Source organism: Kurthia sp. ISK08, assembly GCF_046159805.1.
GTDB classification, from domain to species: Bacteria; Bacillota; Bacilli; order Bacillales_A; family Planococcaceae; genus Kurthia; species Kurthia gibsonii.
In genome coordinates this window covers 58,239-72,910 of sequence record NZ_JBJXHL010000004.1, presented here as the reverse complement: position 1 = coordinate 72,910, position 14,672 = coordinate 58,239, and the positions used below count along the sequence as shown (strand labels likewise).

The window sequence follows — 14,672 nt, the reverse complement described above, 5'->3', positions numbered from 1 at the left end:
TTATGCGTGAAGCAGTCATCGTAGCAGGTGCTAGAACACCAATTGGAAAAGCAAAAAAAGGCTCGTTAAAGCAAGTAAGACCAGATGATTTAGGTGGACTTGTTGTGAAAGAAGCTCTAAAACGAGCAAATTATACAGGTGAAGTGGAAGATTTAATTATCGGTTGTGCCATGCCAGAAGCAGAACAAGGGCTAAATGTAGCACGTAATATCGGTGCGTTGGCAGGATTGCCTGATACAACTTCAGCTATTACAGTGAACCGCTTCTGTTCATCAGGTTTACAAGCGATTGCATATGCAGCTGAAAAAATTATGCTCGGACATGCAAAAGCCATTGTAGCTGGTGGAATTGAATCGATGAGTATGGTGCCAATGATGGGGAATGTTATTCGACCAAATGCGAAATTAGCAGAGGAAGCGCCTGAGTATTATATCGGAATGGGGCATACAGCAGAAGCTGTTGCAAGTAAGTATGGTGTGACGCGAGAAGAACAAGATGCGTTTGCTGTACGTTCACACGAAAGAGCGGCACAGGCAATTGCTGAAGGCAAATTTAATGATGAAATCGTACCAGTAGAAGTAACGGAACGTTTTGTAGATGAGCAAAATAAACTACAAGAAAAGACATTCACTTTCAAAATGGATGAAGGCGTTAGACAAGGAACGAGTGTTGAAACGTTACAAAAATTGCGTCCAGCCTTTCATGTGAAAGGGAGTGTTACAGCAGGGAATGCTTCTCAAACATCGGACGGAGCAGCAGCTGTACTCGTGATGGACCGCGAGGAAGCAGAGGCGCAAGGGTTACAACCAATGGCGAAGTTTTTAGGGTTTGCTGTTGGCGGTGTACCACCTGAAATTATGGGGATTGGTCCTGTAGTTGCGGTACCAAAAGCTTTAAAAATTGCAGGCTTAACGATTGAAGATATTGATTTATGGGAGATAAATGAGGCGTTTGCTTCACAGTCGATTCAAGTAGTAAAAGAGCTAGGAATTGATCTTGAAAAAGTGAATGTTAATGGTGGTGCAATTGCGCTTGGACATCCACTTGGCGCAACAGGAGCGATTTTAACATTAAAACTATTACATGAACTAAAAAGACAAGGGAAAAAATATGGTGTTGTGACAATGTGTATCGGTGGCGGTATGGGTGCAGCAGGCGTATTTGAAATGATCTAACAAACATATGAGGAGGAATTGATTATGACAGAAAACACACAAAAGCACGTAGTAAAAGGCGGTAGTTTTTTAACGGAGGATGCAGAGTTCCAACATATCTTTACACCAGAAGATTTTACAGATGAACAGTTAATGATTGCGAAAACAACGGAAGATTATTTGCATAATGAAGTGTTACCAGTCGTACCAAATCTAGAAAATCATGAGTTTGAACATTCAGTAAAACTACTGAAAAAAGCAGGCGATTTAGGTCTACTTGCTGCCGATGTACCAGAAGAATATGGTGGTCTTGGACTGGATAAAGTATCTTCAGCATTAATCGCTGAAAAGATTTCCCCGGCTGGTGGCTTCTCGATTACGCATGGTGCGCATGTCGGAATAGGTTCATTACCAATCGTATTATTCGGTAATGAAGAACAAAAGTCGAAATATTTACCGAAGTTAGCATCAGGTGAATTATTAGCAGCTTATGCGTTAACAGAGCCAGGTTCAGGGTCAGATGCACTAGGTGCGAAAACAGTAGCTCGCTTAAATGAAGCAGGTACACATTACGTACTAAATGGTGAAAAACAATGGATTACAAACTCAGCATTTGCAGATGTTTTCATTGTTTATGCAAAAGTCGATGGTGATAAATTCTCAGCATTTATTGTAGAACGTGAATATGACGGTGTTTCAACAGGAGCAGAGGAGAAGAAGATGGGGATTAAATCATCTTCAACACGTACATTGATTTTAGAAGATGTTGCAGTTCCAGTTGAAAACTTACTAGGTGAAGTTGGACGCGGTCATGTGATTGCATTCAACATTCTAAATATTGGACGTTATAAACTTGGGGTAGGTACAGTGGGTGCTTCAAAACGCGCATTAGAGTTAGCAATTAAATATACGAATGAGCGTAAACAATTTGGTACAGCTATTTCTTCATTTAACCTAACAAAAGAAAAATTAGCGACAATGGCAGCACAAATTTATGCGTCTGAATCATTAATCTATCGTACAGTAGGCTACTTTGAAGATCGTATGAGCCAATTAACAGAAGCAGAAATAAAAGACGGTAAAGAAGTAGCAGCTGCGATTGCAGAGTATGCGATTGAATGTTCAATCAATAAAGTGTTTGGTTCAGAAACACTTGATTATGTGGTAGATGAAGCAGTTCAGTTACATGGTGGATATGGTTACATGCAAGAATACGAAGTAGAACGTATTTACCGCGATTCACGTATTAACCGTATTTTCGAAGGTACAAATGAAATAAACCGTCTGATTGTACCGGGAACATTTATGAAGAAAGCGATGAAAGGTGAATTACCACTTCTACAACAAGCACAAGCATTACAAGCTGAGCTACTTTCAATGATGCCAGAAGAAATCGGCACAGAAACATTAGCCCAGGAAAAATATCTTGTGAAGATGGCGAAGAAAATCGCTCTTCTTGCAGCAGGTACAGCGGCAATGAAATATGGTCCAAAACTTGAAAATGAGCAAGAAGTATTAGTGAATATCGCAAATATCGCAAATCAATTATTTGCAATGGAGTCAGTAGTATTACGTACCGAAAAAGCCATTGCACGTGATGGTGAAGCAAAAGCAAATCAAAAAGTATTATATACAGAAATTTTTGTACAAGAAGCATTTGCTGAAATCGAAAAAGAAGCAAAAGAAACATTGCTAACAGCGACTGAAGGAGACGAGTTACGTATGTTATTATCGGCACTACGTAAATTAGGACGTCACACACCGTACAATATTGTCGCGAAAAAACGCGAAGCTACAGGCAAATTAATTGAAAATGAAAAGTATATTGTTTAATATTCTTACGTAAATAGTAACCTTAGAGTATGATGTCGTACTCTAAGGTTTTTTAATTAACTTTTCAGTAATAATTATCAATTTTTCCTTATTTTCATACTTTACACTGCTTCAAAAATCATTATTAGTGAAATTTTAGACATATGTTTTTAAATGGATTGTGATAAAAGAACTGAAAAATCTGTGTTTTTGTTGTGTGGAAAAGTATAATATGAGTATTACAATTAATGGGGGTCTCATCTTAATGGGAGAGTTACAAGAGCGTGAACAAGTGACGATGAATGATTTATTGATGAAAGCATTAGAAGCTAATCTAGCTGTGATTCGCTTTGATACGAATCGCAATGTTACATATGCAAGTAAGCCATTTGCAGAAGCTATGGGGTATTCGGTAGAGGAATTAATCGGTAAAAAACATGCTGAGTTATGTTTAACAGAGTTTGCAAATAGTTTTGAGTATGAAAAATTTTGGCGTAGTTTGCTATCTGGGAAAAGCTTTCAAGATAAAGTAGAAAGAAAGCATGCGAACGGAAAAAGTGTCTGGTTAGAAGCAACATATATGCCGATTCGTGATGAACGTTTTAAATTAATTGGCATTATGAAAATTGCATTTGATATTACAGAGAGAAATAATCAAATGATTGATTTAGCAACTGCTTTAAAAACCATGTCAGATGATCTGAATGTTTTATCTGATGCAGGTAAAGATCATGTAGCTAATTTGAATGAAAATTTTCATACAGTTGTTGAAATTTCAAATCAAAATCAGCAATCTGTTCATCAATTAATTGAAAAGACAGATGCAATTCAAGAGATAGTAAAAGTGATTCAGCATATTGCGAAACAAACAAATTTACTCGCATTAAATGCTGGGATTGAAGCAGCACGTGCTGGGGAATATGGGTTTGGATTTAATGTTGTGGCGACGGAAGTGCGAAAATTGTCGCAAAGTGTCGATAAATCAATTGTGGATATTCGTACGATGATTAAAGATGTAACCAAACAAATCGAAGTGATTGAAAAGGCCGGAGATACCATTTCAAAGACAGTAGATTTGAATCAAGCATTTATTGGCGAAGTAGTGAGTGATTATGACTCTATTCAAAATCGTGCAGAATTGTTAAACAAACAAACAGAAACATTTGATGAATTTATTAAAAAATAAGTAATTAACTAGAAAGAGAATCGCATAGTATGATGTGGTTCTTTTTTGTTGCTTCGAAGATTAAAATAGAAAAGAAAGAGTTGTACGTAGTGACAAAATCATTCAGAATGTTCACAATTAGTTGTCTTGCAGTAAAAAGCGTTTTAATCAATTGTATTTCTTCTATATTATATAGGTAGAAACTCAATGATAAACATAGCTTGTCCTTTACAATTGGTAATTGTACATCTAGTATGGAATTTATAGATGAATCTGTGATGAAATAGGTTGCACCTTTTCTAATAGATTTATACAATAAGGATATTCAATAAGAATGGAGTGAATGATCGTGACAATCACTGTGTATCATTATCCAAAATGTACAACTTGTAAAAAAGCAATTGCTTGGTTAAAGGCAGAAGGCGTTGCATTTGATACAAAAGATCTTGTGACAGAAACACCAACAGCTGAAGAAATAAAAGAGATGCAAGAAAAAAGTGGTTTACCGCTTAAAAAATTCTTTAATACATCGGGTATGAAATATCGGGAGTTAGGATTAAAAGATCGTTTGGCAGAAATGTCAGAATCCGAACAATTAGAGTTATTAGCAAGCGATGGCATGTTGATTAAACGCCCAATTACGTACGATGGAGAGCGTGTCACAGTCGGCTTCAATGAAAATAAATTTATTGAAAATTGGAAAAAATAACTAAAATGACTTGTATTTGCAGAAAAAATATGTAACACTATAGATGAAATTAACATTACATATTTCATGGAGGGGTAAAAAAATGAGCATTCCAACTAATTTACGTTATTCAAAAGAGCATGAGTGGGTTTTACAAGAAGACGGTACAGTACGTATCGGTATTACAGAATTTGCACAATCTGAACTAGGTGACATCGTATTCGTTGAACTACCATCTGTAGGCGATGAATTAACAATCGATCAACCATTCGGTAGCGTTGAGTCTGTAAAAACAGTTTCTGAGCTATATGCACCACTTTCAGGTGAAGTAGTAGAAGTAAATGAGGAGTTAGAAGATAGCCCAGAGCTAGTAAACGAATCACCTTACGAAAAAGCTTGGATGGTTGTCGTAAAACCTTCTGACGCTGCACAACTAGAAGCTTTATTAACTGCTGAACAATATGAAGAAGTAGTCGCAGGTTAATAGCACCCCTTTCATGTAGGTGCGCGTTTTCATGCCGATTTGATTAGAAGACACTGATTTCAGTTGTCTTCTTTTTTTTATTTTTTGTAAAGTATGTAAAGTTTTTTCTATGCACTTTTTTTATAAGCACTATTCCTACAAAAATATACCGAAAATATGGTATAAATAAAGTAAGAAAGAACAGAAAAAAGAATAAGGAATCAGATGGGATGGTGTGTATGAAGATTATTGAGAAAGTCCTCATTGTAGAAGGTAGACAAGATTGTTTACAGTTAAAGCCTATTTTGAATGAACCTGTTGAGATTGTCTGTACAAACGGAACTGTAAGTCCTCATCGTTTAGATGAACTATTACAACCTTATGAGAGTTGTGATTTTTATGCATTTTTCGATGCAGATGATATGGGCGAGAAACTTCGTAAGCTTGTACAACAAGAATATCCCAATACACATCATCTTTATACATTACCGCGTTACGGTGGTGTTGAACGCACGCCGCGTTATCATTTAGCAAAAGTGTTACAAGGAGCTAAATTTAAGATTAAGTCAGGTTACTTATTAGATAAAGGATGACAATAATGCAAGAATGGACACGTGAACAATGGGAAGAACAAGTGAAGTCCCAAGAAAAAACAGCTTTTTACCTCTATACACCAATGTGTGGGACTTGCCAAGTTGCATCAAGAATGATGGATGTAACGGAGCAAGCAATCGAACATGTTTCAATGGGAAAAGCCAACTTAAATTATATGGAGCAATTAGCGTATGACTTTGAAATTGAAAGTGTACCTTGCCTTCTTATTACGCAAAATGGCGAGTTAGTAGAGAAAATTTATGCCTTTCAGTCAGTACCACATTTATTTGAAAAAATTTTAAAGAAGTATTGACCTTTCAATTTAGAAGTGATAAAGTATCTACAATAACTAAATGAACTTAATTCGTTGCTCTTATAAAGAGAGGTGGAGGGAAGTGCCCTATGAAGCCCGGCAACCATCACATTATGTGAAAAGGTGCCAATTCACGCAAGGACTGTATGGTCTTTGAGAGATGAGAGAACGGTTTAGCATATTTTATGATGTTTAAACCCTTCTGTTGTCTGACAGAAGGGGTTTTTTTATGAATAAAGTTCGAAAAAGGTGGGAAACAATTTGATTCAACTCAGCAATGTGACAAAACAATATAAAACTTCAAATGGTCCCCTCACAGCTGTCGATCAAGTAAACTTAACTATCCAAGATGGTGAAATCTTCGGTATTATCGGTTACAGTGGTGCTGGTAAGAGTACGATGATTCGTTTATTTAATGGCTTAGAGAAACCAACAAGTGGTTCTGTAATTGTAAATGGTGAAGATATTTCAAAAATTAAAGGTGCTAAACTTCGTGCAGCACGTCATAAAATTAGTATGGTATTCCAACATTTCAATCTACTTTGGTCAAGAACAGTAGAAGAGAATATCGCTTTTCCTTTAGAAATTGCAGGTATTGATTCAGCTGCGAAAAAGAAGAAAGTAGCTGAATTAATTGAACTTGTTGGGTTAACAGGACGCGAAAAGGCTTATCCATCACAATTATCAGGTGGTCAAAAACAACGTGTAGGGATTGCGCGTGCACTTGCAAATGACCCAGAAGTATTACTCTGTGATGAAGCTACATCAGCATTAGACCCTGAAACAACGGATTCAATTTTAGACTTATTACGCAGTGTAAATGAAAAACTCGGTATTACGATTATTTTAATTACACATGAGATGCACGTTATTCGTAAAATCTGTCATCGTGTAGCCGTAATGGAGCAAGGGAAAGTCGTAGAAGAAGGCGATGTTCTTCAAGTATTCGACGCACCACAGGCACCTGTTACACAACGATTCGTTCAACAAGTAACGAATACAGTAGGGCAACAAGAGTCGATTGAACAAATTAAAGAACAATACCAACATGGCAAGTTAATTAAATTATTCTTTGTCGGCTCAAAAACAGAGCAACCGATTATGACACAACTCATTCGTCAGTTTAATGTCGATGTAAATATTGTACATGGCAATATATCTCCGACAAAAAGTGGTCCATACGGTACGTTAATCGTACAACTTGCTGGAACAGATGAAGAAGTTGAAAAGGCAGTGGCTTATTTAACTGCTGAAGGAATTAAGTCGGAGGTGATGTCACATGAATAATGAGGCAACAGGATTATTCCCAAATGTTGATTGGGAAGGAATGTGGCAAGCCACGCTAGAAACACTTTATATGACAGGTGTTTCAACAATTATTACATTTATTTTAGGTCTAGTGCTAGGGATTATTTTATTCTTAACAGCACCGCACCAATTATGGGCGAATAAGGTTGTGAACTTTTTAACAGGAGCAATCGTGAATATTTTCCGTTCGATTCCGTTCGTTATTTTAGTTATCTTATTAATTCCATTTACAATTTTCTTAATGGGAACAATGCGTGGTGCAAATGCAGCATTACCAGCACTTATTATCGGTGCTGCACCATTCTATGCACGTATGGTATTGATTGCATTAAAAGAGATTGATCGTGGTGTGATTGAAGCAGCTCGTTCAATGGGAGCAACAACAGGAACAATCATTTGGAAAGTACTCATTCCAGAGTCTTTACCAGCGTTAATTTCAGGGATTACAGTGACGGCAGTTGCTTTAGTAGGTTATACAGCGATGGCGGGCATCATTGGTGCGGGTGGTCTAGGTTACCTAGCCTTCCAAGATGGTTTCCAACGTAGTCAAAACGACGTAACATTCGTCGCAACAGTATTGGTATTAGTTGTTGTATTCATCATTCAATTCATTGGAGATTTGATTACAGCAAAAATTGATAAACGATAAAGCAAAGAAAAGGGGAAATGAATCATGAAAACATCAAAAAAATTAGTAGCAGGTCTTTTAACAGCAGCACTAGCACTTAGTTTAGCAGCATGTGGTTCTTCAGAAAAATCAGGAGACGGCGATGAAAAAGTAATTAAAATCGGTGCTTCAAACGTACCACACGCTAAAATTCTTGAACAAGCAGAACCAATTCTTGAAAAAGAAGGCATCAAATTAGAAATCGAACCATACCAAGATTACATCTTACCGAATAAAGATTTAGATTCAAAAGATTTAGATGCGAACTTCTTCCAGCACATTCCGTATTTAGAAGATCAAATCAAATCAAATGGTTATGATTTTGAAAGTGCTGGTGGCGTACACATCGAGCCAATCGGTATCTACTCTCAAAAGTATAAAAAATTAGAAGACCTTCCTAAAGGCGCGACAATTCTAGTATCAAACTCTGTAGCAGACCAAGGTCGTATTTTAACATTACTTGAAGCAAAAGGCTTAATCACGTTAAAAGACGGCGTTAAAAAATCAACAGCACAATTAAAAGATATTGATAAAAACCCTAAAAACTTAAAAATCGATACAAAAACAGCACCAGAATTATTAGTACAAATGTACAAAAATAACGAAGGTGATGCTGTGATTATCAACTCAAACTATGCAATTGATGCAGGTTTAGTTCCTACAAAAGATGCAATCGCAATTGAAGATTCAAACTCACCATATGTAAATGTAGTAGCAGTTCGTAAAGGTGACAAAGATAAAGAAGAAATCAAAGAATTAATGAAAGTTTTACACTCAAAAGAAATCCAAGACTACATCAACAAAGAGTGGAAAGGTTCAGTTGTTCCTGTGAACCAATAATGAACTAAAGGGTATTGCCAGTTTAGGCGATGCTCTTTATTTTTTTACATGAAAAAGCTCGGAGTAGCATGTGTAATGACACAGCTTTCCGAGCTTTTATTTTACATTCGGTTAATATCCCATTTTCTAAGGTGTGTATAGATGATGTGAGGTTCGGGTATTCATACAACTAGATGAATTGTGTAAGACGTGAGAAGAAGGTGCTCACGAATTCTAAAAAGATTTTTTCAGATGGTGCTAATTCACGGTTATGTGGGAACACAACGCCTACATTACGTGTGAAGCTTGGCTCAGATAATGGCAAGCGCACCGTACGTCTCGGTGTCGAATCATAAAATGCACTCTCAGGAAGTAATGTAACACCCATTCCAGCTGCTACAAGCCCTTTTAGAGCATCCATATCTTCTCCTTCAGAACTAACGATTGGTGTGTACCCAACCGACTTACAAGCGTCCACTACGACTTTATTTAGAATAAAGCCATCTGGGAATAAAACAAAAGGTTCGTTACGAAGATCTGCTAGTTGAATTTCTTTTTTGGTTGCAAGTGGGTGTGTAGCAGGTAAAAGTGCAGATATTTTTTCTGTAAACAGAATTTTTGTATCAATGATTTCATCTTTTTTAGGGACAGGTCCTAAAAAAACAAGATTCAATTCACGATTTTTCACCGCATTGATGAGATAGCGATATGAACCTTGACGCAAGTGAAAAGATACATTCGGATGCTCTTTTTTAAATGCTGAAATGACGGTTGGTAATAAGAAGCTTGCAAGACTTGTTGGGAAGCCGATTTTAATTGTTCCTTGTTCAGGATCTAAGTATTCTTCGACTTGTTTGGCAGCGAAGTCGATGGCTTCAAGCGCAATGAGAGCGTGTTCTAAAAAGATTTTACCGATTGGTGTTAGTTTAACATTTCGTCCGATACGTTCGAATAATTCTGTACCAAGTTCTGTTTCTAAATTCGAAATTTGTCGACTGACTGCTGACTGTGCGACATGTAAAGATTCAGCAGCCTCTGATATGTGTTCTCTTTCCGCAACAGCTACAAAGTAGCGTAGTTGTCTTAATTCCATAGTTATACATCCCCTATTCATCTAAAAAAACGATTGATTCTATATAAATTATATATTGTTTATATGAATTTGTGAATTTAAAATATAAAATACAAGGGAGGAATCGATATGTCATTTCATTTATTACCAAAAGAGCAAGGTTTATATTCACCGAGAGACGAGCATGATGCATGCGGTATCGGTCTATATGTTAATTTAAAAGGAAAAAAAACACATGAAATCGTTGAAAAAGGATTGGAAATGTTATGTCGTCTAGATCATCGTGCGGGTAGAGGGAGCGACGGGAAAACAGGTGATGGTTCAGGACTGATGGTACAAATCCCACATGATTTCTTTCGTCAAGAAATAACTGCTTTTCAATTACCGGTAGAAGGTATGTATGGTGTAGGCATGCTATTCTTTTCGCAAGACGATGCAAAAGGTCAACAAGTAGTTGAAGAACAAATGAAAAAATATGCAGAAGCAGAAGGACAAACTGTTCTAGGATTCCGAACAGTGCCAGTTGATGCGTCGACATTGAGTGATACAGCGAAAAAGACTGCACCAGTTGTTCGACAATTATTTATTCAAGCAAACCCACAAACAGTCAATCTCGCTTTTGAGCGTAAACTATATCTTATTCGTAAACAGACGGAACGATTTGCGAAAGCAAAAAACATCTCATTTTATTGTGCGAGTCTATCAAGTAAAACAATGGTTTTTAAGGGTCTATTAGCACCTGAAGAAGTAGCTGTTTTTTATAAGGACTTGCAACAACCTCACTTTACTTCGGCCTTTTCAATGGTCCATTCACGCTATAGTACGAATACATTTCCTTCATGGGAACGAGCACATCCAAATCGTTACTTGATTCATAACGGTGAAATCAATACATTACAAGGAAATGTTAACTGGATGAAAGCGCGTGAACAACAATTTATTTCAGATGCATTTGGAGACGATTTACAAAAAGTCTTACCGATTATTGATGAGAGTGGTAGTGACTCCTCTATGTTAGATAATGCATTTGAGTTCTTCGTTTTAGCAGGACGTACACCAGCACAAACAGCGATGATGATGATTCCAGAGCCTTGGACAGAAAATCCACATATTTCAAAAGAGAAAAAAGCTTTTTACAATTATCACAGTACATTAATGGAACCTTGGGATGGTCCAACAGCCATTTGTTTTACAGATGGAAAACAAATTGGAGCGATTTTAGATCGAAATGGTTTACGACCAGCGCGTTATTATGTAACGAAAGATGACTATATGATCTTTTCTTCTGAAGTAGGTGTAGTGGATGTAAAAGAAGAAGATGTTCTGTATAAAGAGCGTTTAAGTCCAGGGAAGATGTTATTAATTGATTTAGAAGAAGGTCGCGTAATTGCGGATGATGAGCTGAAACATCAAATGGCGACAGAAAAACCATATGGCCAGTGGTTGGATGAGTCCCTTGTTAAATTGACAGCTCTGGAAGACGAAGTGCAAATAAATGAAATAAGATTACGCCAAAAAATTCATGGCTATACGTATGAAAATACGAAAAAATATCTGTTACCTGTTTTACAAGAAGGAAAAGATCCGATTGGTTCGATGGGGAATGATGCACCACTCGCTGTTTTATCGGAAAAACCACAGTCGTTATTCCATTACTTTAAACAATTATTTGCGCAAGTGACGAATCCGCCAATTGATTCGATTCGAGAACATATTGTAACAAGTACGATGACGTTGCTTGGTAAAGAAGGTGACTTATTACATCCATCGGAAAATAATAGTCGTCGCATTCAATTAGACTCACCGATTTTAACACCAGGAGAATGGCTAGCATTACAAAAGCAAAATCAATTCCGCATCGCGACAATCTCTCTTGAAATGACAGAAGATTTAGAAAAAATATTGAAAAATTTAGCAAAACAAGTAGATGAAGCAATTCAAGATGGTGCTGAAATTATCGTATTATCAGATGACCTACACACTATCACACCGACAGTACCTATTTTATTAGCAGCAAGTAGCGTACATCATCATTTAATTCGAACAGGTAGACGTACGCGTGTCAGCATAGTTGTACAGTCGCTAGAAGTGCGAGAAGTTCATCATTTTGCAACGCTTATCGGTTACGGTGTAGATGCAATCTATCCAAGTTTGGCTTATGCAACAGTAGAGGAACTAGTGCATACAGAAGAATTGTCACAAACGTTATCAGAAGCTTTCGCATGTTACCGAAAAGCGATGACAGATGGAATTGTTAAAGTAATGGCGAAAATGGGGATTTCAACGGTACAAAGTTATCGCGGTGCCCAGATTTTTGAAGCAGTAGGGATTCATACGGATGTGATTGCTCAACATTTCACAGGTACAAAATCACAGTTGAGTGGCATTGATTTAGCAACGATTCAATTAGAAGCTGAAAAACGATTCCATGAAGCAGTTGAAGCTAATTCTTTATTATTAGAATCAGGCAGCGAATATCAATGGCGTTCAGGTGGAGAACATCATGCCTTTAATCCGAAAACGATTCATACATTACAGTGGGCTGTTCGTAAAAATGATACTGGACTGTATTATCAATATGCAGAGATGGCAAATGAAGAACAAATCGGATTTTTACGCCATTTATTCACATTCAAAGAAGACTTACAATCAATTCCGTTAGAAGAAGTAGAATCAGCACAATCGATTGTCAAACGATTTAAAACAGGTGCTATGTCTTATGGTTCAATTTCTGAAGAAGCGCATGAAGCACTAGCGATTGCGATGAATCAAATTGGAGGTCGCAGCAACTCAGGTGAGGGAGGAGAATCTCCAGAACGCTTTGAAGTCGATGAAAAAGGACAATTAAGAAGAAGTGCGATTAAGCAAATTGCTTCAGGACGTTTTGGTGTTAGTTCGCATTATTTAGTCAATGCAGATGAATTACAAATTAAAATGGCGCAAGGTGCAAAACCCGGTGAAGGTGGTCAGTTACCAGGAAATAAAGTGTATCCATGGGTCGCGAAAGTACGCGGTGCAACACCTGGTGTTGGATTAATTTCACCTCCACCACATCATGATATTTATTCAATTGAAGATATGGCTGAATTGATTCACGACTTAAAGAATGCGAACAGAGAAGCAAGTATTAGCGTGAAGCTAGTAGCGAAAACAGGTGTTGGGACGATTGCAGCAGGTGTAGCAAAAGGTGCAGCTGATAAAATTGTTATTAGTGGATACGATGGTGGAACAGGTGCTTCACCTAAGACGAGTATTCAACATACGGGCTTACCGTGGGAGCTTGGTTTAGCAGAAGCACATCAAACATTGATGTTGAATCATTTACGTGAGCGTGTCACATTGGAAACAGACGGTAAACTTATGACAGGGAAAGACGTAATTCTAGCAGCATTACTTGGTGCAGAAGAATTTGGCTTTGCGACCGCGCCTCTGATTGCACTTGGATGTGTCATGATGCGTGCATGTCACTTAGATACATGTCCTGTAGGGGTAGCTACACAAAATCCAGCGCTTCGTGAAAAGTTCATGGGAAAACCAGAACATGTAGTCAACTTCATGTACTTTATTGCAGAAGATGTTCGCTTGTGGATGTCGAAATTAGGTTTCCGTACATTTGACGAAATGGTTGGACGTACAGATATACTCGAACAAGGAAAGAAAGGGCAAGAGCATTGGAAAGCACGCCACTTAGATTTATCGAAACTGCTTGTGCAAGTAGAAGGACCGCGTACGAAACAAGTAGAACAAAATCATCATTTAGATCAATCACTTGATATGCGTTCATTGTTCAGACAAGTTGATTACGCAATTCAAACAAAAACAGCCATCCAAGTCACTTCACCAATTCGAAACGTAGACCGTGTAGTGGGGACAATAGTTGGTAGCGAAATCTCAAAAAGATACGGTGCAAAAGGATTACCAGACCAACTGATTCAACTGCATTTTAAAGGAAGTGCAGGTCAAAGTTTCGGTGCTTTCATGCCAAAAGGAATGTTGATGACTGTAGAAGGTGATGCGAATGATTACTTTGCAAAAGGGCTATCAGGTGGTACAGCGGCTGTCATCTCACCATTGAAAGGGCAGGCCGAGGAAAATGTTGTTGCAGGGAATGTCTGTCTTTACGGTGCAACAGGTGGTCAAGCGCTAATTAATGGTCGAGCAGGTGAACGTTTTGCAGTTCGAAATAGTGGCGCTGATATCGTGGTAGAAGGAATAGGCGACCATGGCTGTGAATATATGACAGGTGGTCATGTAGTCATTTTAGGTGATGTCGGTAAAAACTTTGCAGCAGGTATGTCTGGTGGTGTGGTCTATATTTGCCCTACAAATCGTGAGGAATTCGAAAAAGCATGTAATAAAGAGATGATTCGTATCGCAGATGTATTAACGAAAAAAGATGAAACGAACTTACATCATTTAATTGAACAGCACTATTTGATTACAGAAAGTACAAAAGCACAAGATATTTTAAATCATTTTGAAGAAAAGAAAAAAGCATTTATTAAAGTAATTCCAGAGCAATATGAAATGATGCTACAGGAGATTCAAACATTTGAAGATGAAGGGTTAAATAAAGAAGAAGCAGCGATGCAAGCATTCATGTCTGCGACAAAATAG

12 protein-coding genes and 1 riboswitch are annotated in these 14,672 nt (G+C 37.5%); of the genes, 11 read left to right on the top strand and 1 reads right to left on the bottom strand.

Annotation, left to right across the window (positions count from 1 at the left end; translation table 11 throughout):
* Positions 1 to 2 precede the first annotated feature (2 nt).
* The 10 genes from ACKVQX_RS09080 to ACKVQX_RS09035 all read left to right on the top strand — a co-directional run bounded on the left by ACKVQX_RS09080 (position 3) and on the right by ACKVQX_RS09035 (position 9,004).
* Positions 3 to 1,175 (top strand): acetyl-CoA C-acetyltransferase, encoded by a 1,173-nt coding sequence (locus tag ACKVQX_RS09080; RefSeq protein ID WP_068451398.1) that lies wholly within the window; start codon positions 3 to 5, stop codon positions 1,173 to 1,175.
* A gap of 24 nt (positions 1,176 to 1,199) precedes the next feature.
* A complete protein-coding gene (locus ACKVQX_RS09075) occupies positions 1,200 to 2,987 on the top strand; it encodes an acyl-CoA dehydrogenase family protein (protein WP_343174812.1) in 1,788 nt (595 codons plus the stop codon).
* Positions 2,988 to 3,198: 211 nt separating this feature from the next.
* The gene (locus ACKVQX_RS09070) at positions 3,199 to 4,152 is read left to right on the top strand and encodes a methyl-accepting chemotaxis protein (protein WP_409136219.1); all 954 of its coding nucleotides are present in this window, start codon (positions 3,199 to 3,201) and stop codon (positions 4,150 to 4,152) included.
* A 328-nt stretch (positions 4,153 to 4,480) separates the two neighbouring features.
* Positions 4,481 to 4,840, top strand: coding sequence for an arsenate reductase family protein (locus ACKVQX_RS09065; RefSeq protein WP_068451406.1), 360 nt, complete (start codon positions 4,481 to 4,483; stop codon positions 4,838 to 4,840).
* A gap of 82 nt (positions 4,841 to 4,922) precedes the next feature.
* Positions 4,923 to 5,303 (top strand): glycine cleavage system protein GcvH, encoded by a 381-nt coding sequence (gene gcvH / locus ACKVQX_RS09060; protein WP_068451409.1) that lies wholly within the window; start codon positions 4,923 to 4,925, stop codon positions 5,301 to 5,303.
* 218 nt (positions 5,304 to 5,521) lie between these two features.
* The gene (locus ACKVQX_RS09055) at positions 5,522 to 5,875 is read left to right on the top strand and encodes a toprim domain-containing protein (RefSeq protein WP_197409937.1); all 354 of its coding nucleotides are present in this window, start codon (positions 5,522 to 5,524) and stop codon (positions 5,873 to 5,875) included.
* A 5-nt stretch (positions 5,876 to 5,880) separates the two neighbouring features.
* Positions 5,881 to 6,189 (top strand): thioredoxin family protein, encoded by a 309-nt coding sequence (locus ACKVQX_RS09050; RefSeq protein ID WP_068451412.1) that lies wholly within the window; start codon positions 5,881 to 5,883, stop codon positions 6,187 to 6,189.
* A 57-nt stretch (positions 6,190 to 6,246) separates the two neighbouring features.
* Positions 6,247 to 6,356: riboswitch (SAM riboswitch) on the top strand.
* Between the two features lie 94 nt (positions 6,357 to 6,450).
* The gene (locus tag ACKVQX_RS09045) at positions 6,451 to 7,476 is read left to right on the top strand and encodes a methionine ABC transporter ATP-binding protein (RefSeq protein WP_068451415.1); all 1,026 of its coding nucleotides are present in this window, start codon (positions 6,451 to 6,453) and stop codon (positions 7,474 to 7,476) included.
* Positions 7,469 to 8,146, top strand: coding sequence for a methionine ABC transporter permease (locus ACKVQX_RS09040; RefSeq protein ID WP_068451418.1), 678 nt, complete (start codon positions 7,469 to 7,471; stop codon positions 8,144 to 8,146). The genes ACKVQX_RS09045 and ACKVQX_RS09040 overlap by 8 nt, the downstream gene beginning before the upstream one ends.
* Positions 8,147 to 8,170: 24 nt before the next feature.
* A complete protein-coding gene (locus ACKVQX_RS09035; RefSeq protein WP_087680025.1) occupies positions 8,171 to 9,004 on the top strand; it encodes a MetQ/NlpA family ABC transporter substrate-binding protein in 834 nt (277 codons plus the stop codon).
* Positions 9,005 to 9,173: 169 nt separating this feature from the next.
* Here the strand turns inward: ACKVQX_RS09035 and ACKVQX_RS09030 are convergent, their stop codons facing one another.
* Positions 9,174 to 10,076 (bottom strand): LysR family transcriptional regulator, encoded by a 903-nt coding sequence (locus ACKVQX_RS09030; protein WP_068451423.1) that lies wholly within the window; start codon positions 10,074 to 10,076, stop codon positions 9,174 to 9,176.
* A 108-nt stretch (positions 10,077 to 10,184) separates the two neighbouring features.
* Between ACKVQX_RS09030 and gltB the strand changes: the two genes are divergently transcribed.
* Positions 10,185 to 14,672 (top strand): glutamate synthase large subunit, encoded by a 4,488-nt coding sequence (gene gltB, locus ACKVQX_RS09025; protein WP_409136218.1) that lies wholly within the window; start codon positions 10,185 to 10,187, stop codon positions 14,670 to 14,672.

Bases quoted from the DNA above. Each gene is read 5' to 3' on its own strand.
- gcvH (WP_068451409.1), top strand. From the start codon at position 4,923: ATGAGCATTCCAACTAATTTACGTTATTCAAAAGAGCATGAGTGGGTT.
- ACKVQX_RS09055 (WP_197409937.1), top strand. From the start codon at position 5,522: ATGAAGATTATTGAGAAAGTCCTCATTGTAGAAGGTAGACAAGATTGT.
- ACKVQX_RS09040 (WP_068451418.1), top strand. From the start codon at position 7,469: ATGAATAATGAGGCAACAGGATTATTCCCAAATGTTGATTGGGAAGGA.
- gltB (WP_409136218.1), top strand. From the start codon at position 10,185: ATGTCATTTCATTTATTACCAAAAGAGCAAGGTTTATATTCACCGAGA.
- ACKVQX_RS09050 (WP_068451412.1), top strand. From the start codon at position 5,881: ATGCAAGAATGGACACGTGAACAATGGGAAGAACAAGTGAAGTCCCAA.
- ACKVQX_RS09035 (WP_087680025.1), top strand. From the start codon at position 8,171: ATGAAAACATCAAAAAAATTAGTAGCAGGTCTTTTAACAGCAGCACTA.
- ACKVQX_RS09075 (WP_343174812.1), top strand. From the start codon at position 1,200: ATGACAGAAAACACACAAAAGCACGTAGTAAAAGGCGGTAGTTTTTTA.
- ACKVQX_RS09080 (WP_068451398.1), top strand. From the start codon at position 3: ATGCGTGAAGCAGTCATCGTAGCAGGTGCTAGAACACCAATTGGAAAA.
- ACKVQX_RS09030 (WP_068451423.1), bottom strand. From the start codon at position 10,076: ATGGAATTAAGACAACTACGCTACTTTGTAGCTGTTGCGGAAAGAGAA.
- ACKVQX_RS09070 (WP_409136219.1), top strand. From the start codon at position 3,199: ATGAGTATTACAATTAATGGGGGTCTCATCTTAATGGGAGAGTTACAA.